Annotated in this window: 20 protein-coding genes; 10 read left to right on the forward strand and 10 right to left on the reverse strand. The window is 66.0% G+C overall.

Annotated elements, in window-relative coordinates; all coding sequences use genetic code 11:
* Nucleotides 1-28 precede the first annotated feature (28 nt).
* The 4 genes from SA190iCDA_RS19155 to SA190iCDA_RS19170 form a co-directional block, all read right to left on the reverse strand.
* Nucleotides 29-412, reverse strand: a complete 384-nt coding sequence (locus SA190iCDA_RS19155; protein ID WP_070885616.1) for a cupin domain-containing protein — start codon at nt 410-412, stop codon at nt 29-31.
* Between the two features lie 49 nt (nt 413-461).
* The gene (locus tag SA190iCDA_RS19160; protein ID WP_070885617.1) at nt 462-1,286 is read right to left on the reverse strand and encodes an AraC family transcriptional regulator; all 825 of its coding nucleotides are present in this window, start codon (nt 1,284-1,286) and stop codon (nt 462-464) included.
* 112 nt (nt 1,287-1,398) lie between these two features.
* Nucleotides 1,399-2,325 carry a cation diffusion facilitator family transporter gene (locus tag SA190iCDA_RS19165; protein ID WP_070885777.1) on the reverse strand — a complete coding sequence of 309 codons (927 nt, stop codon included), beginning with the start codon at nt 2,323-2,325 and terminating at the stop codon, nt 1,399-1,401.
* A gap of 81 nt (nt 2,326-2,406) precedes the next feature.
* Nucleotides 2,407-2,634: a hypothetical protein gene (locus SA190iCDA_RS19170; RefSeq protein WP_070885618.1), complete on the reverse strand. Its 228-nt coding sequence runs from the start codon at nt 2,632-2,634 to the stop codon at nt 2,407-2,409.
* A 559-nt stretch (nt 2,635-3,193) separates the two neighbouring features.
* Between SA190iCDA_RS19170 and SA190iCDA_RS19175 the strand changes: the two genes are divergently transcribed.
* Nucleotides 3,194-4,666 carry an inorganic phosphate transporter gene (locus SA190iCDA_RS19175; protein ID WP_070885619.1) on the forward strand — a complete coding sequence of 491 codons (1,473 nt, stop codon included), beginning with the start codon at nt 3,194-3,196 and terminating at the stop codon, nt 4,664-4,666.
* A gap of 45 nt (nt 4,667-4,711) precedes the next feature.
* Here SA190iCDA_RS19175 and SA190iCDA_RS19180 read toward each other — a convergent pair whose 3' ends face one another.
* Nucleotides 4,712-5,191 carry a GNAT family N-acetyltransferase gene (locus SA190iCDA_RS19180; protein ID WP_083329781.1) on the reverse strand — a complete coding sequence of 160 codons (480 nt, stop codon included), beginning with the start codon at nt 5,189-5,191 and terminating at the stop codon, nt 4,712-4,714.
* Between the two features lie 154 nt (nt 5,192-5,345).
* On the opposite strand from SA190iCDA_RS19180, the gene SA190iCDA_RS19185 reads away from it, so the two are divergent.
* A complete protein-coding gene (locus tag SA190iCDA_RS19185; protein ID WP_070885620.1) occupies nt 5,346-5,744 on the forward strand; it encodes a hypothetical protein in 399 nt (132 codons plus the stop codon).
* 13 nt (nt 5,745-5,757) lie between these two features.
* On the opposite strand, the gene SA190iCDA_RS19190 is transcribed toward SA190iCDA_RS19185, so the two are convergent.
* Both SA190iCDA_RS19190 and SA190iCDA_RS19195 read right to left on the reverse strand, forming a co-directional pair.
* A complete protein-coding gene (locus SA190iCDA_RS19190; RefSeq protein ID WP_070885621.1) occupies nt 5,758-7,155 on the reverse strand; it encodes a VOC family protein in 1,398 nt (465 codons plus the stop codon).
* Nucleotides 7,156-7,299: 144 nt separating this feature from the next.
* The gene (locus SA190iCDA_RS19195) at nt 7,300-8,229 is read right to left on the reverse strand and encodes a LysR substrate-binding domain-containing protein (RefSeq protein WP_070885622.1); all 930 of its coding nucleotides are present in this window, start codon (nt 8,227-8,229) and stop codon (nt 7,300-7,302) included.
* Nucleotides 8,230-8,367: 138 nt separating this feature from the next.
* On the opposite strand from SA190iCDA_RS19195, the gene SA190iCDA_RS19200 reads away from it, so the two are divergent.
* Both SA190iCDA_RS19200 and SA190iCDA_RS19205 read left to right on the forward strand, forming a co-directional pair.
* Complete coding sequence (locus SA190iCDA_RS19200) at nt 8,368-9,861, forward strand: aldehyde dehydrogenase family protein (protein WP_070885623.1); 1,494 nt, start codon at nt 8,368-8,370, stop codon at nt 9,859-9,861.
* Between the two features lie 215 nt (nt 9,862-10,076).
* A complete protein-coding gene (locus tag SA190iCDA_RS19205; protein WP_070885624.1) occupies nt 10,077-11,363 on the forward strand; it encodes an NAD(P)/FAD-dependent oxidoreductase in 1,287 nt (428 codons plus the stop codon).
* A gap of 464 nt (nt 11,364-11,827) precedes the next feature.
* Here the strand turns inward: SA190iCDA_RS19205 and SA190iCDA_RS19210 are convergent, their stop codons facing one another.
* Nucleotides 11,828-14,851, reverse strand: coding sequence for an FAD-binding and (Fe-S)-binding domain-containing protein (locus tag SA190iCDA_RS19210; RefSeq protein ID WP_070885625.1), 3,024 nt, complete (start codon nt 14,849-14,851; stop codon nt 11,828-11,830).
* A gap of 115 nt (nt 14,852-14,966) precedes the next feature.
* Between SA190iCDA_RS19210 and SA190iCDA_RS19215 the strand changes: the two genes are divergently transcribed.
* From SA190iCDA_RS19215 to SA190iCDA_RS19225, 4 genes are all read left to right on the forward strand, one after another.
* On the forward strand, nt 14,967-15,863 hold the full coding sequence (locus tag SA190iCDA_RS19215; protein WP_070885626.1) for a LysR substrate-binding domain-containing protein: 897 nt from the start codon (nt 14,967-14,969) through the stop codon (nt 15,861-15,863).
* Between the two features lie 154 nt (nt 15,864-16,017).
* Nucleotides 16,018-16,143, forward strand: a complete 126-nt coding sequence (locus SA190iCDA_RS23185; RefSeq protein ID WP_268963859.1) for a hypothetical protein — start codon at nt 16,018-16,020, stop codon at nt 16,141-16,143.
* Nucleotides 16,137-16,796, forward strand: a complete 660-nt coding sequence (locus SA190iCDA_RS19220) for a DsbA family protein (protein WP_070885627.1) — start codon at nt 16,137-16,139, stop codon at nt 16,794-16,796. The genes SA190iCDA_RS23185 and SA190iCDA_RS19220 overlap by 7 nt, the downstream gene beginning before the upstream one ends.
* A gap of 64 nt (nt 16,797-16,860) precedes the next feature.
* Complete coding sequence (locus tag SA190iCDA_RS19225; protein ID WP_070885628.1) at nt 16,861-17,436, forward strand: flavodoxin family protein; 576 nt, start codon at nt 16,861-16,863, stop codon at nt 17,434-17,436.
* Between the two features lie 20 nt (nt 17,437-17,456).
* Here SA190iCDA_RS19225 and SA190iCDA_RS19230 read toward each other — a convergent pair whose 3' ends face one another.
* Both SA190iCDA_RS19230 and SA190iCDA_RS19235 read right to left on the reverse strand, forming a co-directional pair.
* The gene (locus SA190iCDA_RS19230; RefSeq protein ID WP_070885629.1) at nt 17,457-18,221 is read right to left on the reverse strand and encodes an SDR family NAD(P)-dependent oxidoreductase; all 765 of its coding nucleotides are present in this window, start codon (nt 18,219-18,221) and stop codon (nt 17,457-17,459) included.
* Nucleotides 18,222-18,684: 463 nt separating this feature from the next.
* Nucleotides 18,685-19,602, reverse strand: coding sequence for a pirin family protein (locus SA190iCDA_RS19235; RefSeq protein ID WP_070885630.1), 918 nt, complete (start codon nt 19,600-19,602; stop codon nt 18,685-18,687).
* Between the two features lie 101 nt (nt 19,603-19,703).
* On the opposite strand from SA190iCDA_RS19235, the gene SA190iCDA_RS19240 reads away from it, so the two are divergent.
* Entirely contained in the window at nt 19,704-20,609 is a 906-nt protein-coding gene (locus SA190iCDA_RS19240) for a LysR family transcriptional regulator (RefSeq protein ID WP_070885631.1), read from the forward strand.
* A 171-nt stretch (nt 20,610-20,780) separates the two neighbouring features.
* Nucleotides 20,781-21,197 carry a nuclear transport factor 2 family protein gene (locus SA190iCDA_RS19245; protein WP_070885632.1) on the forward strand — a complete coding sequence of 139 codons (417 nt, stop codon included), beginning with the start codon at nt 20,781-20,783 and terminating at the stop codon, nt 21,195-21,197.
* The last annotated feature ends 42 nt before the right edge of the window (nt 21,198-21,239 follow it).

A 21,239-nucleotide genomic window follows, 5' to 3' on the forward strand; every position in this document is an offset into this window, starting at 1 on the left:
CTGGCGCCCTTGGGCGCCAGCCCGGCGGTCAGATCCACAGATCGTTGACCGCCGTACGCTCCCCGCCTTCTGCCCCGGTGTTAAGCACGCCGCGCGGCTCGATCAGCAGCAACTTCACCTCGGCTTCGGCATAGGGTTTGTGCTCAACGCCCCTGGGCACCACGTACAGCTCGCCACTGCCCAGGGTTACCGAGCCGTCACGAAAATCCAGGCGCAACTGGCCGTCGAGCACCAGAAAGGCTTCGTCGGTTTCGGCATGGGCATGCCAGATGAAATCGCCCTGCAGGCGCGCCACCTTGAACTGGTAGTCGTTCATTTCCGCGACCACGCGAGGTGACCATTGCTCGGCGATCAGGTCGAGCTTGCGGATCAGGTTGATGGCTTGCCGGGTTGATGGAATTGGCTGGCTCACGGGAGGCTCCTCGGTTGGTTTTCGCCACTCTAGCGAGGCACCCGGGGCGCTATCTTGTACGATCCTGCAACTTCACAATGCTCAGCCAGCGCGCCGGAGACAGGCCGAAGCTGGCCACGAAATGCCGGGTCATATGGCTCTGGTCGAAGAACCCGGCGATCAGCGCCGCATCGGCCAGGCCGATGCCCGACAAGGCCAGTTCACGGCAGCGCTCCAGGCGGCGCATGGTCACGTAACGGTAGGGGCTGGTGCCGAACAGCGCACGAAAGTCCCGCGACAGGCTCCACCGATCCCGCCCGCTGACATGCTCCAGTTCGTCCAGGGTGATGCTCGCGCCGTTACGGCTATGGATGTACTCCCGCGCCCGCTGCGTGGCGGGGTAATCGAAGGCGCGACGACCGCGGGGCTTGCCGGCGACGGCTTCGAGGGCGCGGGCCAGGTCGTAGATCGCGTCGTCTTCTTCCAGCGACTCCAGCGGGTTGTCCATCGCCTGCATGAACGACTCGGTGGCGCTGCGCAGGCGCGAGTCATCGCTCAAGCCACCAGCCACGAAGGGCAGCGGCTTGCCGCCAAGCACCTGCTGGATCAGCACCGGGTCGATATACAGCATGCGGTAATGAAAGCCGGCGTCGGTGCCGGCCATGCCGTCGTGCAGTTCATCCGGGTGCAACACCAGGGTGCCGCCGGGCAGGCTGTGGCGCATGGCGCGCCGATAACGAAAGCTCTGCACACCGGACAAGGTGCGGCCGATGGCGTAGGAGTCGTGGCGATGAGGATCGTACCCGTGGCCGCTGAAATACGCCTCGATGCGCTCCACCCGCCCCGGCGCATGGCTGCGCAGCACCCAGTCACTTCGGCCTGTTGGTTTGTCCATGTCGTGGTTCTCCGTGCCGCTGCCAGGCAGGCAACACGGTAACCCCTCGGGCGTTAAAAAGCTCGCGGCTCGATCACCCTCGCGTCGCCAGGCACCTCCTGCGCCGCCCTCCTCACCGCGACCACTGCGGATCCGTGGTGAAGGCGATGGTCAGCCAGCGGTTGGGGCCTTCGTCGCCAAGGGCCTGGCCGATGACGTCGCGCAGGGCGTCCCATTCGTCGAGGGTTTGCGCGGGCCAGTCCGCCGGCACGATGAAGTACAGCTCGATCTGCCGGGCGCGGCCGACCCGGGCGACGTAGGCCTGGTAGCTGATGAAGCCGTACCGCTCGACGATGGCGTGGGCCACGCTGTCCACGTGCTGCTTGAGCGCCGGCGGGGTGACCAGCAGGATATCCGCCAGCGCCTGGCGGATGGTGGCCAGCGGCAGCGGCAGAATCACCAGGCAGATCACCGCCAGCACCGCCGGGTCGATGTAGGGACCGAGCCAGGCGTAGCGGGTCTGTTCGGTCAGATGACCGATGACGAAGGCGACCAGCAGGGCCAGGGAAATGCACCCGGACATCACCCAGGCCTTGGCATCCAGGGCGAGAAAATCCGAGCGGATGCGCCGGTTGGCGCGAAACTCGTAACAGGCGAACGCAAAGCAGATCAGCGTGGCGATGCCGGCATACAGCGACGCCAGGCCGAATTCCAGCGGCGTGCCGCCGGACAGCAGGTTGCCGACAGCGTTGATCAGCGCATAGGCCGCCACGCCGCACAGCAAGGTGCCGTTGAGCGCCAGCACCATGGGCTCCAGGTGCCAGAAGCCCATGTTGAACCGCTCGGCGAGCCGGCGGCTGGCTTCGCTCTGCGAGGTGTGCCGGCGAATCAGCGTGGACACCATCAGGGCCAGGCCGCTCATGCTGGCATCGGCCAGGGAGTAGACGCCGTCGAAGACGATGGAGAACGACCCGGACGCCAGGCCGATGACCACCCCGAAGGCCGCCACCAGCAGGGTCATGGCAATCGAGCCACGCAGGATGCCCTGTTCCGTGTTCATCGCCATCTGCACGCTCCTCGACCGAAAACCGCAAGGATACCGCTGTCCGTCAGCCCTTGCTGGCAGTGTTCAGCGCCCATTTCAGGCCGAGGAGTCCAGGGGCCTGCCCTGCACGCTGCGCCGCCCGAAGGCCAGCATGACGATCACCAGCATACAGCCGATCAGGATGACCCCCGAGGACGGCACGAAGAGGCTGCGCCGGTCGTTGCCTTCGATGAACAGGCTCAACAGGGTCGGTGCCGCGGCGGCCAGGGCCACCTGCACCACGCCGACCAGCTTGGTCAGGCGACCGCGCGGGTCGTGGGTCACTGCCGAGGCCTACCGCCAGATGAACCGCGGCCTGCAGGGCGAGATCGCCAACCTGCTGGGCGAAATGCAGGCCGACAAGCTGCGCGAACCCAGGATCCAGACGCCTCGCGGCCGCTTGTCGGGCCCCGGCCACCCCTGACGCCGAGCAAAAAATACGGATTCTTTATGCGCCACTAGTTGTGTATGGCGCGATTTTCGAGGTAAATCGCGTCCAGATATTTCAGGTGGCGTGATAGACGCCTGGGCAGGCAACGGCAAATCCTCCGGTCGCGGGCTGCTTCAGCTGGCAGCCGGCGGCCGTTTCCACGCCCTGGCAAGCCCGCCACCGCACCGATTGCACGCTGCCAGGCATTGCCTGGCGGCGCGCCTTGGCATTCGACGGGTAGAGAGCATCGCAGGCATGGCACATCGCTTCAGCGCTCGCCCGGCGGCTGCCGGCTGTAACGCGGGCTGCTCGGCTCCTCACCGGAACCGGCAGCTGCCAGGCACCGCATCGATCAACAACACCACGCGTTGCCTGAGACAACCCACCTCTTCCATGAGCCAGACGTAACCCTCCATGTTCGAACTATTCAGCGGGCTTGATGCCTGGTTGGCGCTGAGCCTCGCACTCGCCCTGCTCTTCGTCCTCACCTTCGAATTCATCAACGGTTTCCACGACACCGCCAACGCCGTGGCCACGGTCATCTACACCAAGGCCATGCCGCCGAACCTGGCGGTGGTCATGTCCGGCATCTTCAACTTCCTCGGCGTGCTGCTTGGCGGCGTCGGCGTGGCCTATGCCATCGTCCACCTGCTGCCGGTGGAGCTGTTGATCAACGTCAACACCAGCCGCGGCCTGATCATGGTGTTCTCGCTGCTGGCCGCGGCCATCACCTGGAACCTGGGCACCTGGTACTTCGGCATTCCGGCCTCCAGCTCGCACACCCTGATCGGCTCGATCCTCGGTGTCGGCCTGGCCAACGCGCTGCTCACCGACATTCCCCTGGGCGATGGCGTGAACTGGCAGAAGGCGATGGACATCGGCCTGTCGCTGATCTTCTCGCCGATCGCCGGTTTCGTGGTCGCCGCCCTGCTGTTCCTGGCGCTCAAGTACTGGATGCCGACCCCCAAGGTGCACAGCACGCCGGTGGTGCGCAAGGAGACCAAGGGCAAGAACAAACCACCGTTCTGGAACCGCCTGGTGCTGATCGTCTCGGCCATGGCGGTGAGCTTCGTGCACGGGTCGAACGACGGCCAGAAAGGCATCGGCCTGATCATGCTGGTGCTGATCGGCATCGTGCCGGCCAAGTTCGTGCTCGACCTCAATACCACCACCTACCAGATCGAACGCACCCGCGATGCGGCCATTCACCTGGGCGAATTCTACCAGCGCAACGCACCGACCCTGAACGAGTTCCTGGCCTTGGGCAAATCCGCCAACACCGAACTGCCCAGGCAGTTCCGTTGCGACCCCAAGCTCACCGAACCCACCATCAGCGCCCTGTTGCGCACCCTCGATGGCGTGAGCGACTACCGCAACCTCAGCGAAGAAGCGCGTATCGATATCCGTCGCTACCTGCTGTGCCTCGACGATTCGGCCAAGAAGGTCGGCAAGCTGCCCGAGCTGTCGGCCCGCGACAAGGCCGACCTCGACAAGCTGCGCAAGGACCTGACCGCCACCACCGAGTACGCACCCTTCTGGGTCATCCTTGCCGTGGCCCTGGCCCTGGGCATCGGCACCATGGTCGGCTGGAAACGCGTGGTGAAGACCGTCGGCGAGAAGATCGGCAAGCAGGGCATGACCTACGCCCAGGGCATGAGCGCGCAGATCACCGCGGCCTGCGCCATCGGCCTGGCCAACGTCTACAGCCTGCCGGTGTCGACCACCCACGTGTTGTCCTCGGGCGTGGCCGGCACCATGGTCGCCAACCGCAGCGGCCTGCAGGGCAGCACCATCAGCAATATCCTGCTGGCCTGGGTGCTCACCCTGCCCACCTCCATGGCCCTGGCCGCCGGCCTGTTCTATGTCTCGACGCTGATCTTCGGCTGATCGAATAACGAGGCACCCGCTCTGGGTGCCTCGTCTCTTTCCACGCTAGCCGCAGCTCCAGCGCATGCTCTGCGCCAGAATATACGGGTGGCTGTCGATAGGCTCCCACTCCTCCAGAAACATGAAACCGTGCCGCTGGTAGAAGTGCACGGCGCGGGTGTTCTCGGGAGCGACTTCGAGAAACAGCGCCTCCAGGCCCAGCGCCACCGCACGCGCCTTCACCGCTACCACCAATTCGTCCGCCACGCCGTTGCCCCGCGCCGCCGGCTCGACCCACATGGCGATCAGCTCATAGCGGCTGGCATCCCGAAACCCGGCGCCCACCAGGCCAACCGGCCTGCCGTCGTCGAGCGCCAACCAAAATTGCGTCCTCTCGCCCGCCGCCCGAACCTGCCACTGCGCGTCGCTGTCGGCCACTGCCGTCTGGTAACTCACGCCAAAGGCCGTCGGCGTGTCCTGCAGGGCGGCGAGGCGGATCTGCTTCAGCAGTTTCCAGTCATCCTTTTGCGTGGTACGGATATCCATGGGTGTTCTGATCTCTCCTGATTGAAATGCGCGAGGCGTCTAATTAGCCAGGCGCTTCACATCAGGCAATGACCCGGCAGACCTACAATGCCGTACAGGCGGCCATAGCAGCCAGCAGAAGGCGCCAACGAATCGGCCAATGGCAGGAAATTCTATGAAACACGGACTCAAACAGCTGGCGATTGCGCTGGCCGTCATCCTGGCAGGGCTGGGTGCCCTGTTCGCCGGCGTGCTGTACTGGGCGGTGCCGACCGCCCAGGTGCGCAACGAGTCGGCGGCGGCCGTGCAGGTGGTGGCCCAGTGGCGTGACCAGAGCCGCGACCTGGGCTCGATCCGGCCAGGGCAAACGGTGGTCTTCAAGGTGCCTGGCGAGGGCGGCATCCGCTTCAGCGTGACCTACGCCGACGGCCGCCAGGTGGCCAGCCGCGAGATGTATTACACCCTGACCACCACCGTGGTGGCAGTGGTCAGCGAGCAGGCCGTCAGCGTCGATAGTGAGCTTGGGCTGGCAGCCGACCTGCATTCACGCAAAGCGCCTGGTCAGGATCGGTAGCGCAGGGCGAACCTCAACCCAGCGACTCGAGTCCCAACAGCCGCGCGCATTCGGCCAGCGAACGGCGCTGGGTTTCGGCGTATAGTGCCAGCTCGTCGTGCACCGCGGCGCCGAGGGCGGCCTGGAAGGCCTGCTGGTTCGAGGTGGCGGCGTAGCTGACCTGGGCGTCGTCCCCGAGGTTGGACTGGAAGATGCCCGCGGCGCTTACCGGCAGAAAATCCTCGTAGACCAGCGGCTCGAAATGCACATGGCCGGCCTCGATCAACGCCTCCAGATCAAGCGGTCTGTCTTCTTCACGGCGCGGGGCCTTGCCGGCGTCGGTGACGAAGTAGCGGAAGTAGGCCAATCCTGCGCGGCGCATCGCCGGGTAGCTGTCCGGGAAGGCCTCGAAGCGCTGTCCCAGCAGGTCGGCATAGCGCTGGGCATTGGCCTCGCTGGGGAATTCGCCCAGATCCTCGCGAGCCTGGTCGAGCAGCCTGTCGTACAGGGCGCGGCCGGCGGGGGTCAGCGCCGCACCGCGTTGTTCGATCTCACCGAACCGCGCGGTATGGCTGCCGGCCGTGCCGGACTGGCCGACGAACACCACCGGCTCCTGCAGCGCCTTGAAGCTGGTCTGGCGCAGCAGGATCGGGCATTGGCGTCGGGGCGGGCCTTCTACCACCGCCTTGGGCGTGATGCCGCGCCCCGGCATGGCCGCCTGCACCTGGTCGATATCCAGCGTGCGCGGCGTCAGGTGGTTGATATGCGGGCCCTTGAAAGCCACCACGTCGGCGATCAGGCGGTGCTGCCCATGCAGCCGGTCGTACTCGGCAGCGCTGACGGTGGCCTCGGTGTGCCAGCGAAAGGTCTCCAGGGCTTCGCTGACGAACACCTCGGCGTCCGCGGCATTCAGGCCGCCCTCGGCCTCGCACTGCGCGATCAGTGCCCGCGCCCGCGGGGTGAAGATATCGCGCTTGGCGAGGATCGCGGCGGCCAGATCACGCAGCGCCTCGTCCTCGATCAGCTCCAGGCGCAGCAACGAGGTGAATACACGAAACGGGCTGACCTGCAGCTCGGCTTCGTGCACCGCGCGAAAGGCGGTGGAATGCACCGGCACGCCGGCCGAGCCGAGGTCGTAGTAGCCGACCGGCTGCATGCCCATGACCGCGAACAGGCGGCGAATGGTCGACAGCTCCTCGGCCGTGCCGACGCGAATCGCGCCGTGGCGCTCCATGGACAGGCGCTCGATCTCCCCGGTCCACTCGAGCTGCTGCCTGAGCGAGGCGCAGCCTGCCAGCACCCCGGCGTTGGTGTCCGCGACCAGGGCGAGCAGATCGCCATACAGCGGCACTTCGGCGCGGTACATGGCGGACATGGCGCTGGAAAACTGCGCGCGAATGGCAGACGGATCGACGAATTCCCGGGTGCTCATGATGGCGAAAGCCTCCTGTCGCTTTTATCGGGTGCACCCACATGCGCCCCTGGAAGCAGCCTTCCAAATGCCTGGTGAGGGAGCAGATTATGCCTATCAAAGCGAGATGCAGGGCCCTGGCACAAGCGAAATAAAGTGCTGCCATCATTCCTTGAATTCAGGAACTGGATGAGTCGCGCCCGTGCCGGCCCGGGCCTTTTCGAGAATCCAGTCGATCAGCGCCCTGACCTTCGGCACCTCGGTGGATTGCTCGGCGAAGGCAATGAAGTGCGCGCCCTGGCTGGGCTTGTAGTGCTGCCAGGGGATCACCAGCTTGCCTTCCTGCAGCTCCTCCAGAACCAGAAAACGCGGCACCAATGCCACCCCACAGCCGGACTCGGCGGCACGAATGCACATGTAGAAGGTGTCGAAGCGCGGCCCGTGATAGCTGTTCTCGGTGCTGATGCCCTGCTCCTCGAACCACTCGTGCCAGGCACCCGGGCGTGAGGTGCACTGCAACAGCACCAGGCTGCTCAGGTCGCCGGCATCGAGCAGCGGCTCCTCGGGCAGCAGGTCCGGCGCGCACACCGGAATCACCTCTTCGCCGAACAGCTCGATGCAGGTGGCGCCCGGCCAGGAACCGGTGCCGTAGAAGAACGCCACGTCGGCCTTGGCCTGCACCAGATCGAAGGGCTCGAGCGCGTTCGTGATGTCCAGGTGGATACTGGGGTGGCGCTTGGAGAAGCCCTTGAGGTTGGGCACCAGCCAGCGCGCCCCGAAGGTCGGCTGGGTGGCCACCTTGAGCACCTCGGTCTCGCCGCCGTAGGAGAGGATGTAACGGCTGGAAATATCCACCTGGGTCAGAATCCTGTTCACCTCGGCCAGATACAGCTCCCCCGCCGGCGCCAGCTGCAAACGGCGGCGCACCCGATGAAACAGCGGATGCTGGAGCATATCCTCGAGCTGCGCCACCTGCTTGCTCACCGCACTCTGCGTCAAGTGCAGTTCCTGGGCGGCACGGGTGAAGCTCAGGTGCCTGGCCGCGGCCTCGAAACATTGCAGGGCAGTCATGGTCGGCAGCAGGCGTTTGGACATGGGTTTCTCGGGTTAAGGCCGGGCAACTTGATTCCATGACGGAATGACATGGTGCCTAAAGGTCGTTTGTTGAGGGCAGGTTGGGGATTAATACTGATCCGCATCCAGGATTTCAACTTCACCCGTCAGGAGATCGCCATGGTCGACCCGCTACTCGAACGCCTCGGTGTCAGCGCCAGCGCCTATCGGAACGGTAAGCACGCGGTGTATACCCCGATCGACGGCAGCCAGATCGGCAGCCTGAACCTGGAAGATGCCGACGCCGTGCGCACCAGGATCACCGCAGGCCACGATGCCTTTCTGGCCTGGCGCCAGGTGCCGGCGCCGCGCCGCGGCGAGCTGGTGCGCCTGTTCGGCGAAGTGCTGCGCGAGCACAAGGCCGACCTTGGCGAACTGGTGTCCATCGAAGCCGGCAAGATCACCCAGGAAGGCCTGGGCGAGGTACAGGAAATGATCGATATCTGCGACTTCGCCGTCGGCCTGTCGCGCCAGCTCTACGGCCTGACCATCGCCTCCGAGCGCCCGGGCCACCATATGCGGGAAACCTGGCACCCCCTGGGCGTGGTCGGGGTGATCAGCGCCTTCAACTTCCCGGTGGCGGTGTGGGCCTGGAACACCACCCTGGCCCTGGTGGCCGGCAACGCGGTGATCTGGAAACCCTCGGAAAAGACCCCGCTGACCGCCCTGGCCTGCCAGGCGCTGCTGGACAAGGCCCTTGCCCGCTTCGGCAACGACGCGCCGCAGGGCCTGGCGCAACTGGTCATTGGTGATCGCGAAGCCGGCCAGGCGCTGGTCGACGACCCGCGCGTGCCGCTGATCAGCGCCACCGGCAGCACCCGCATGGGCCGCGAAGTGGCGCCCCGGGTGGCGGCCCGCTTCGGGCGCAGCATCCTCGAACTGGGCGGCAACAACGCCATGATCCTCGCCCCCAGCGCCGACCTGGACCTGGCCGTGCGCGGCATCCTGTTCAGCGCCGTCGGCACCGCCGGCCAGCGCTGCACCACCCTGCGCCGCCTGATCGTCCATCGCTCGATCAGGGACGAGGTGGTCGCCCGCCTCAAGGCCGCCTACGCCAAGGTGCGCATCGGCGACCCGCGCCAGGGCAACCTGGTCGGCCCGCTGATCGACAAGCAGGCGTTCAACGCCATGCAGGACGCCCTGGCCAGGGCCCGTGACGAAGGCGGCCAGGTGTTCGGTGGCGAGCGCCAGCTGGCCGACACCTTCCCCAACGGCTACTACGTGAGCCCCGCCATCGTCGAGATGCCGGGCCAGACCGCGGTGGTGCGCCACGAGACTTTCGCGCCGATTCTCTACGTGCTCGCCTACGACCACTTCGACGAGGCGCTGCGCCTGAACAACGAGGTGCCCCAGGGCCTGTCCTCGTGCATCTTCACCACCGACCTGCGTGAAGCCGAAGCCTTCCAGGGTGCGGCCGGCAGCGACTGCGGCATCGCCAACGTCAATATCGGCACCAGCGGCGCGGAAATCGGCGGCGCCTTCGGTGGCGAAAAGGAAACCGGCGGCGGCCGCGAATCCGGCTCCGATGCCTGGAAGGCCTACATGCGCCGGCAGACCAACACCGTCAACTACTCCCGCGAACTACCGCTGGCCCAGGGTATCGTGTTCGACTGATCGGCGAGCATTACATCGACACTGTGGGAGCGGGCCGCGCCCGCGAGATCACAGGCATGGACTAGGCGTCCCCGCCCGCTCCCACAGGACTCGCGTCAACCCGCAAATTGCGATACGCCAACCTGATCGGTTTATGGACAGGCTCCAGCAAAGGCACGGAGCCACATGGCAAACCGGTGTCGCACCCGCCACCGCTATCTGGAGAGGAACGCGAGATGAGTGGCTTCCAGCAAAAATGTCTCTGGGAAGTGGCGACGCCGGCGCCGATCAGCGCCGCTGCCCTGGTTGGCGAGGTGAAGGTCGATGTGTGCGTGATCGGCGGCGGAATCACCGGGCTGTCGGCCGCGCTGCAGCTGCTCGAGGCAGGCAAGCGCGTGTGCGTGCTGGAAGCCTTCGAGGTCGGCCATGGCGGTTCCGGGCGCAACGTCGGCCTGGTCAATGCCGGCACCTGGATCAAGCCCGACGATGTCGAAGCCACGCTGGGCGAACAGGTCGGCGGCCGCCTCAACAGGGTGCTGGGCGAGGCGCCGGCAGAAGTGTTCGCAGCCATCGCGCGTTACCAGATCGACTGCCAGGCGCGCCATGAGGGCACCCTGCACATGGCCCACAACGCCGCTGGCCTGGAAGACCTCAAGGCACGCGAGTCGCAGTGGCGCCGCCGCGGCGCGGATGTCGAGCTGCTGACCGGCGCCACCTGCGTGGCGTATTGCGGCACCGACAGGATCACCGGGGCATTGCTGGATCGGCGCGCCGGCACCCTCAATCCCATGGGCTACACCAAGGGCCTCGCCACCGCCGTGCTGCGCCTGGGCGGCGTGCTGCACCAGCAATCGCCGGTGAGCGAACTGCACAGGCAGGCCGATGGCTGGCTGGTGCGCACCGCCCTGGGCACGGTCACGGCCGAGAAGATCGTGATTTCCACCGGCGCCTACACGGAGGGCGACTGGACCGAGGTGCAGCGCAACTTCTTTCGCGGCTATTACTACCAGGTCGCCTCGCGGCCGTTGAGCGGCACCGCGGCCGACGCCGTGCTGCCCCACGGCCAGGGCTCGTGGGATACCCGCACGGTGCTGAGCAGCATCCGCCGCGATAATCAGGGCCGCCTGCTGCTGGGCAGCATGGGCAAGTCGAGCAACAAGCCGGACTGGTTCGTACGCAGCTGGGCCGATCGCATCCAGGGCCATTACTTCCCGCAGCTCGGCAGGGTCGACTGGGAAATGCACTGGACCGGCTGCATCGACTTCACCCCGGACCACCTGATGAAGCTGTTCGAGCCGGCGCCCGGGGTGGTCGCGGTAACCGGCTACAACGGCCGCGGCAACACCACCGGCACCGTGGTCGGCCGCGCCCTGGCCGACTACCTGCTCAAGAGCGACAGCAGCGTGCTGCCCATCCCCCTGTCACGGATGAAAACGCTACGCAGCGCCGGGCTGCGCAGCTGCTACTACGAGACGGGCTTCTCGCTGTACCACGCGGGCCAGTGCCTGCGGGTGATCCTTTAGAACCTGTTCACCTTCTTTATGCGCATGAAGCGGCAATTGCAAGGCAAAAGCAGCCGCGCCCTACGTAGGGTGGACAACGCTCTTTTTGTCCACCATTGCGATCACAGAGCGGTGGACGGGTGAAGCGTCGTCCACCCTACGCAAAGCCGCTCTCGTCACTTAACCGTAGGATGGGTGAAACCCATCAAATTGCGATGGGTTTCACCCATCCTACGACCTTTATGCGCATCAAGCGGCAACTAGCAGGCAGAAGCGGCCGTTCGCTACGTAGGGTGGATGACGCTCTTTTCATCCACCATTGCGATCGCAGAGCGGTGGACGGGTGAAGCGTCGTCCACCCTACGCAAAGCCGCTCTCGTCACCCATCCTACCGTTTGTGGGAGCGGGCCATGCCCGCGAAAATCGCGAAGTTGAAGAGGTGCTTCCTGCCCTACCTCATGGCAGGAAGCACCACAAACCAGCCCTTACTGCAAATGCTCCAGCAACGCCTGGATGGGATGGCGCAGCGTGGCGTTCTTCAGCCGCGCCACCTGGCTGCGGCACGAATAGCCGGTCGCCAGGGGCTCGGCAGTGGCGCCGCAATCCAGGGCCGGCGCCCAGGACTGGGCGAAGATCGTCCGCGAGGTTTCCAGGTTGCGCGCCTCGTGCCCGTAGGTGCCGGACATCCCGCAGCACCCGGTGGCCTCGGCCGCCACCTGCAGCCCCGCCAGCTCGAACACCTTCGCCCACATCGCCGCACTGGGCGCCGCGTTGGTCTTCTCGGTGCAGTGGCCCAGCAGCCGGAACGCCACGGTTCTGGCCGACAGCTTGGGCTGGCCGTCGAGGGCCTCGAGCAGCCATTCCTGGGGCAACAGCACCTCCGGGCAGTGGAGGCCGGCGATCTTGCGGTACTCCTGACGATAGACCAGGGTCATGGCCGGGTCCAGCCCCACCAGCGGGATGTCGAAGCCGGCCAACGCCTGCAGGCCTTTGGCGGTGCGCCGAGCGGTGCGCTCGAAAGCCGGCAGAAAACCCTGCACGTGCAACGGCTTGCCGTTGGCCATAAAGGGCGCCAGCCACACGCGATAGCCCAGGCGGCTGGCCAACTCGATGAAAGCAGCGAACACCGGGGTTTCGAAATAGCGGGTAAAGGCGTCCTGCACCAGGATCAGGCTCCTGGCCCGCTCCGCCGCACTCAGGCGCGCCAGCTCGGCTGGTGTGGCTGTCGCCAGGCCATGGCGCGCCGCCAGGGCCGTGAAGTCGAAATCGCTGAGCAGCGGGCTGTCGACCATGCCGATGCGCTCGGCCAGCAGGCGCGTCACCAGGGGCGAGCCCATCACGCCGTTGTACAACCGCGGCATGCGGGCGAACAGCGGCAGGCTGAATTCCAGCGAGCCGATCAAATAGTCGCGCAGCGGGCGCAGGTAGCGCTGGTGGTAGCGCTCGAGAAAGCGCGAACGAAACTCCGGCACGTTGACCTTTACCGGGCACTGGCCCGCACAGGACTTGCACGCCAGGCAGCCGGCCATCGCCTCGTAGACCTCATGGGAGAAGTCGTCATCACCAGAGCGGGAATGGCGCCAGCGGCTCGGCAGGCTGCGCAGGAATTCCAGCGGGCCGCTGGCGATGGGCGCCAGCACGTCGACCCCGGCCTGGCCCTGCAGGCGCAGCCACTCGCGCACCAGCGAGGCGCGCCCCTTCGGCGAATGCACGCGCTGGCGGGTGGCCTTCCAGGACGGGCACATGGCGTCGTCGGGGTCGAAGTTGTAGCAGGCGCCGTTGCCGTTGCAGTGCACCGCGCTGCCGTAGCTCTGCCACACACGCTCGTCGATCTGCCGGTCGAGGTCGCCGCGCAAGGTCACTTCGTCGATCTTCAGCAGCGCCTCGTCGGTGCCCAGGGGCGTGGCGATCTTGCCGGGGTTGAGCTGGTTGTAGGGGTCGAACGCGCCCTTGAGCGCCTGCAGCGAGGCATACAACTCGCCGAAGAACGCCGGCGCGTATTCCGAGCGCACGCCCTTGCCGTGCTCGCCCCACAGCAGGCCGCCGTGGCGCTGGGTCAGGGCCGCCACCGCATCGGAGATCGGGCGGATGGCCGCGGCCTGCTTCGGGTCCTTCATGTCCAGGGCCGGGCGCACGTGCAGCACGCCGGCATCGACGTGACCAAACATGCCGTAGGTCAGGCCGTGGCCGTCGAGCAGCGCGCGGAACTCGGTGATGAAGTCGGCGAGGTTTTCCGGTGGCACCGCGGTGTCCTCGACGAAGGGCTGGGGGCGCACCTCGCCGTCGACGTTGCCGAGCAGGCCCACCGCGCGCTTGCGCATCGCGTAGACCCGCGACACCGCCGCCCGCCCGCTCGCCAGGGTGTGGCCAAGGCGCACCACGCTGGTGTCCTGCTGGAGATGCTGGACGAAGCGCTCGACGCGGCCGTTGACCTCGTCCGGATCGTCGCCACTGAACTCCACCAGGTTGATGCCCAGGGTCGGCCGCCCGGCATCCTCGGGAAAGTATTCGGCGACGCCGTGCCAGACGATGTCGTTCATCGCCAGCAGCAGCACCTTGGAATCCACGGTTTCGATGGACAGCGGCTGCAGGGTGATCAGCGTGCGGGCATCGCGCAGCGCATCCATGAAACCGGCGTAGCGCACGTTGACCAGCACCGAGTACTGGGGAATCGGCAGCACGTTGAGCCGCGCCTCGACGATAAAGCCCAGGGAGCCCTCGGAGCCGCACAGCACGCTGTTGAGGTTGAAACGCCCGTCCGCCTCGCGCAGGTGGGCCAGGTCGTAGCCGGTCAGGCAGCGGTTGAGCTTTGGAAAGGTCGCCTCGATCAGCGCCGCCTTTTCGCGCTGGATCTGCTCGGCGCACTGGTACACCTGGCCGGTGCGGTCGCTGCGGGCCAGTTGCTCGTTCAGGGTCGACTCATCCACCGGGTGGCTGTGCAGGCGCTCGCCGCCGAGCAGGATGGTGGTCAGCTGCAGCACGTGGTCGCGGGTCTTGCCGTAGGTGCAGCTGCCCTGGCCGCTGGCGTCGGTATTGATCATGCCGCCGATGGTCGCCCGGTTGGAGGTCGACAGCTCCGGGGCGAAGAACAGGCCGTGGGGCTTGAGCGCGGCGTTGAGTTGGTCCTTGACCACCCCGGTCTGCACCCGCACCCAGCGCTGCTCGGCATTGATCTCCAGGATGCGGTTCATGTGCCGCGACAGGTCGACCACCACACCATCGGTAAGCGACTGGCCGTTGGTGCCGGTGCCGCCGCCGCGCGGCGTCAGCTTGACGCTGCGGTGCGCGGGCTCGCTGACCACACGGGCCAGCAGCTGCACGTCGTCTTCATCGAGGGGAAACACCGCCGCCTGGGGTTGGCGCTGGTAGATGGAGTTGTCGGTGGCCAGCACGGTGCGGCTGGCGTGGTCACGGGCGATCTCGCCGCGAAAGCCGGCGGCGCCAAGCGCGTCGAGAAAGACCAGGTAATGGGCCTGGGTCGGTTGCGGAGCACTCAGGCTGGCGATCATCGATGTATCTCCCAGTGGGCCATTGCATCAGGCAGGTCAGGTAATGGGCAGCATTTTCGGCAGCCTGCGCCTGTGCTACAAGGGTATTTGCCGTGGAAACCCATGAGTTTTATGAATGAATCTGCGCAGACTGACACCCTCGATGTCTCTGCTGCTGGCCTTCGAGTCGGCGGCGCGCCACCAGAGCTATACCCGCGCGGCGACCGAACTGTCGCTGACCCAGAGCGCGGTGAGCCGCCAGGTGCAGGCGCTGGAAGCCTTTCTGGGCATCACCCTGTTCCAGCGCGAGGGCCGTAACGTGGTGCTCACCAATGTCGGCCGGCTGTACGCCGACACCCTGTCCGACGCCCTGGCAAGCATTCGCAATGCGACCCTGCAGGCCATCGACTATGGCTCCGGCGGCGGCACCCTGCGCCTGGCCCTGCTGCCGACCTTCGGCTCGACCTGGCTGCTGCCCCGGCTGCACGAGTTCTACGCCGCCAACCCGGGCGTGCAGGTGCACATCCATTCGCGCATCCACGCCGATTTCAGCGACGGCCAGCTCGACGCCGCGATCTGCGTCGGCGACGGCGCCTGGCCGGAACTGGTGGCCCACCCGCTGCTCGAAGAATCCATGGTGCTGATCGCCAGCCCGGCGATGCTCGACGCCGGCGAGCCGCTGACGCCCGAGCGGGTGGCCGGGCAATTGCTCCTGCAGGTCGCCAGCCACCCGCCCATGTGGTCGACATGGTTCGCCCGGCACGGCATGGGCAGCGGGCGGTTGCAGGCCGGCCCCAGCTTCGAGCTGACCTCGCACCTGATCCAGGCCGTGCGCGCCGGCATCGGCCTGGTGCCCCAGGTGCTGGTCGAGGAAGAACTGCGCCAGGGCCAGCTGCGCACCACCGGCGCGCCGGTTTCCAGCGGTCGTACCTACTTTCTCGCCTACCCCAAACGCAATGCCGTGCTGCCGGCGCTGGGGGTGTTTCGGCAATGGCTGCTCAACGGCGTGGCCAATGGTGGCGAGTGCGGTTGACAGGTCGCCTGAACACCGGCATGGCCGAGAGGCGATCCATTCATTTCACCGATCTGGTTAACAATCATTTAATCGTCGTGAAGTTTATCCACGGATAGCGAAACCCTAAAGTTACTCCATCCGCAGCCTGCCGCTGCCGTCGCGAGAACTAAACATGCCCACCGCCCTTTCCGATATCCGCCTGGTTGCCGCCCGCCCCCTGGTGCCCGGCGCCACCTCGATGCAGGCCACCTACCTCGATGCCGGTGCGAGGATCGGCGCAGGAGCAAGCAAATGGTGATCGCATCCAACGTTCAGGCGCCAAACCTTTCCGAACCCGCGGTGCTGTACGTGATGGATGCGTACTGCGGCTGGTGCTGGGGCTTTTCACCGCGCATGCGCGAATTCGAAGCGGCCAACCGCCAGCGGGTCGCGTTCACCGCGATCAGCGGCGGCCTGTTTCTCGGCAGCCGCGCCACCGCGATCGCCCACTACCCGCATATCCCGGAGGCCAACACCCGCATCGCCAGCCTGACCGGCGCGGTATTCGGTGAGGGTTACCAGGCGCTGCTACGCCAGGGCATGGCCGTCATGGACTCGCTGGACGCTGCCAAGGCGCTGGCGGTGTTGCGGGCTCAGGCTCCCGAACGCGCCGTGCACTGGGCCCACGAACTGCAGGCGGCGTTCTACCTGGCCGGCCGCAGCCTGGCGGAGCCGGCCACGCTGGCCGCCATCGCACGGGCGAACGGCCTGGACGAGGCCGCCGCGTTGAACGAGCTGGCCGCGTCCTCGACCACGGCCCGCGCCCAGGGGGATTTTGCCCTGGCGCGCCAACTGGGCGTCACCTCCTACCCGAGCCTGCTGTTCATCGATGAGCGGGGTGTTCATCAGCTCCCTGCCACCGGTACCTCGCTCGATGCGCTGAACCAGCGGCTCGATGCCCTGCTGGCCTGAATACACCCCGGCCCCCCGGCCCGGCTTTAGCAAATCCTCGAGCAACCCGTTAAGGAAACCCGTCATGATCAAAGTCGCCATCGTCTATTTCAGTGGTTATGGCCACACCGCCAAGCAGGCCGAGGCCGTGCAGCGCGGTGCCGCCGCCCAGGAAGACACCGAGGTGAGCCTGCTTCGCATCGACCAGGACGGCAACTTGCCGGAGGACGCGCTCGAGGTGCTGGCCGCGCAGGACGCGATCATCTATGGCTCGCCGACCTACATGGGCGGCCCGGCCTGGCAGTTCAAGAAGTTCGCCGACGCCAGCTCCAAGCTGTGGATCAAGCAGGCTCTGAAGGACAAGGTGGCCGCCGGCTTCACCAACTCGGCGACCGTCAACGGCGACAAGTTCTCGACCATTCAGTACTTCTGGACCCTGTCGCAGCAGCACGGCCAGGTGTGGGTGGGAACCGGACTGATGCCTGCGAACAAGAAAGACAGTGGCCCGGCCGATATCAACTGGTCAGGCGGCTTCGCCGGCGCCCTGGCCATCTCGCCGTCCGATGCCAGTGCCGAAGAGGCGCCCCGCGCAGGCGATCTGAAGACCGCCGAGCTGCTGGGCCAACGGGTGGTCGACCTGGCGCGCCGGCTCAAGCCCTAGCCCGCGCGGGGCGGCCCGGTTCAGCCGGCCGTCACCGTCATGCCGCCATCGGCCATGACCACCGCCCCGACCATGAAGCTCGCCCGATCCGAGGCCAGGAAGGCAACCACTTCGGCGATCTCCTCCGGCTGCGCCGCGCGACCGATGGGCGCCGCCTCGCCGTGCCGGGCCAGAAAGGCCGGGCCGTCGTCCACCACCTCGTTGAGGATGTTGGTCACCACATCACCAGAGCCCACGGCGTTGACGCGAATGCCATGCTCGATGGCCTCCAGCGCCAGCGTGCGGGTCAGTTGCGCCAGCGCGCCCTTCGAGGCGGCATACGCGGCGATGCTGGGAAAGGCGAAATACGAGGCGTAGGACGCGATATTGACGATGGCGCCGGATCTGTTCGGCATCATCGCCTTCATGGCTTCGCGGCAATGCAGGAAGGCCGCCGTGGCGTTGACCGCCTGGATGCGCTCCCAGTCCGCGCGGCTCATGTCCACCACCGGCTTGTTGATGATGATCCCGGCGTTGTTGACCAGGATATCCAGGCGGCCGAAGCGCGCCACGGCCAGGGCCACGGCCCGCTCGGCAGCGCCATCCTCGCTGATGTCGGCGACCAGGGGCTCCAGGCCCGGCGCGGCCAACTGCTCGACGGCCGGGTCGATATCCTCGGCGACGACCTTGGCACCGCGTCCATGCAGCAGCAGGGCGATGGCCTTGCCGATGCCGCTGGCGGCGCCGGTTACCAGCGCGACCTTGCCTGCGACTTCGTGCGGGACGGTATTCGTGATGTCAGCCATGGTATTTCCTCCAGAGTCGTGACCGAACGAGGCATTCGCCGGCCTGCACCCTCGGGGGGTGCCGTCAATGATGACGGTTGTACTGTCCCGCAGACGGGCGCCGGAGACTTTCGGGGCTTTGCCGAGGCTGTCGTGATCTTGCGATTCAATGAAAGTGGTTCGCCACTGAGCGTGCCCGCCTGAAGGATTTCCGAGGTTCGGCTGATGGTGCTTTTGCATTCAAGGGTGCGCGCTACCGCACCAGCGGACTGTTCAGCAAAACCCAGCATGGACATGCCATTGGTGAGCACTGCTACCGCTGCGATAACGAAAAAACGATAGGAAAGCATGACTGCCGTGTCCCCGATCTGGATGCCGAAAGGTTGGTGACGAACAAGAGGCCCGCCATCGGCGTTCGCGCCTCACCCGTTCGATTTCTTGCTCTACGGCCCCAAAAATGGCCAGCCGCTATAGGGAAGATCGATCAGCCCTTGAAGCGCCAGCGCGCTCCGCTGTCAGGTAGCGGGATGTATTCGCTCTCGCCGGGGACGTCAGGGAAGCGGCGAGCGCGCCAATCCTCGACCGCCTGGTGAATTCGATCCGGCCGGCTGGAAACGAAATTCCAGTAGATATGGCGAGGCCCATCGAGCGGCTCGCCGCCGAGCACCATCAGTGCCGCCCCACTCAAGGCACGGATGACGACCTCACTGCCGGGCCGCAGCACCACCAACTGGTTCGCCCCGAAACGACCGGTCTGGCCCTGCACTTCCACCTCGCCGCTGACCACGTACAGGGCGCGCTCGATGTGCTCGGCGGACAGCTGGTAACGTGCACCGGCCTGCAGTTGCAGGTCGGCGTAGAACAGCGGTGAGAAGGTCTGGGTCGAGGCACTCTGGCCTTCGAGCGCGCCAGCCAGTAAACGAAGCGAGACACCTTCCCCCTCGATCACCGGAAGCGAGGGCGCGCTCAGATGGTGGAAGCCCGGTGCGCTTTCCTCATGCGCCTGGGGCAGGGCCACCCAGGCCTGGAGCCCCATGAGTGTGCCGCCACTGGCACGCACCGGGTCGCTCGAGCGCTCGGAATGGACGATGCCGCGGCCGGCGACCATCACGTTGACCTCCCCGGCCTCGAGCAGCTGGATATGGCCGGCGCTGTCGCGGTGCAGCATTTCTCCCTGAAGCAGGTAGCTGATGGTGGCCAGACCGATGTGTGGATGTGGCCGGGTGTCCATGCCCTCGCCAGCGCCAAAAGCCACCGGTCCGAAGCTGTCGAGGAAAACGAACGGCCCGACCATCCGGCGTTGCGCAGACGGAAGCGCACGGCGTACATCGAACCCGCCGATGTCACGCACGTTGGGCAGGACGATCTGTTCGATTGGAGAGGCGGCAGTGTGATGCGTCATGGCGGATCTCGCTGAGCAGCTGGTTGATGGGGCCACTCTAGACGCGCTGGCTTTTCGGAAAAAGCCATATAATATGCATCAAAACGTTCTAGGAATTAGAAATGAGCAATAATCCCGGCACCCCTACCCTGGATCAATTGCGGGTATTTCTCACGGTGGTGGACGTGGGCAGTTTCGCGGGGGCCGCACGCAAGTTGCATCGCGCCACGTCCGTCGTCAGTTATTCGATTGCCAACCTGGAAATGCAGTTGGGCATCAGCCTGTTCGACCGCAAGACCACCCGCAAACCACAGCTGACCGATGCCGGTCGCACGGTTCTGGCCGAGGCACGCAGCATCTACAGCGGCATCGATGGGCTGCGCGCCAAGGTGAGCGGTCTGTTGCACGGCCTCGAGGCGGAGGTTCATCTGGTACTGGACGTGATGCTGCCGAGCGAGCGCGTGGTCGATGCGCTCAAGGCGTTTCGCGAGCAATTCCCGACCGTCTCGCTGCACCTGCATATCGAAGCATTGGGTGCTGTCACCCAGCGTGTACTCGACCGCGGTGCCACGCTCGGCGTCAGCGGCCCGTTGACCAGGAGTATCGACGGCATCGACCGTATCGGCGCAGGCAAGGTCATGCTGATTCCAGTGGCTGCACCGGCGCATCCCTTGGCCGCTACCGGCCCACACGGCCCAGGCGCCGGCCGGGAACACGTGCAACTGGTACTTACCGATCGTTCCACGCTAACGGATGACCAGGAGTTCGCTGTGGTCGGAACGAGAACCTGGAGGCTGGCGGATCTGGGCGCGAAGCACATGCTACTTCGCGAAGGCATCGGCTGGGGCAACATGCCCGAACCGATCATTCGAGACGATCTGGGCAGCGGGCGGCTCGTCCGCCTGGATCTGCCCGACTGCCCAGGCGGCGACTACCTGTTCGATGTGATCTATCGCACCGACACGCCACCCGGCCCCGCCGCCCGTTGGCTGATCGAACGATTCAAAGCCCAGGTGTCAACCACATGAGTTCGATTTTATCGAACGGTAGAATCAAAAATAGACGGCTTTTCTCGAATGCCCGCCGGTGAGACAGTGCATTCCATCCAGGTGACATGCCGTCGCCTACAGCCATCGCTGTTGGCTGTCTGGCCGCCCACTGGGCCCAGGATCATCCCCTACCTGCACTGGAGCACAGCCATGATCACTGCCGCCGAACTGCTTGAGCTGCATTTCGCCACCCTTGTCGACGATCCGCAGCGCTGGCAAACACTCATCGCCGACCACCTCGTCTGGGAGCTGCCCTTTGCGCCGACGCTGGGCCACCCGGCACGGCTGCAAGGCCGCGAGCAGGTGCTGGCGCATGTCGGGTTCGTCGGCGCGGTCGAGAACTTCCGCTTCTTCGATCTGCAGGTGCACCCGGGCGCCGTTGCCTCCGAGGCCAGCGCCGAGATCAAGGCCGAAGGGATGATCAGGCCGACCGGCCGCCTTTACCAGCAGGACTACGTATTGTTCGTGCGCGTGGAGAACGGCAAGCTGGCGTTCATCCGCGAGTACTTCGACCCGGTACGCGCCGCCATCGCGCTGCAGGCACCCATCCCGGCACTGGCCGGCTGAGCAACCCGGTTGCACAGGCCCACCGGTGCGCTACCCTGTCGA

Origin of the sequence: Pseudomonas argentinensis, assembly GCF_001839655.2 — a bacterium.
GTDB lineage: Bacteria > Pseudomonadota > Gammaproteobacteria > Pseudomonadales > Pseudomonadaceae > Aquipseudomonas > Aquipseudomonas argentinensis_B.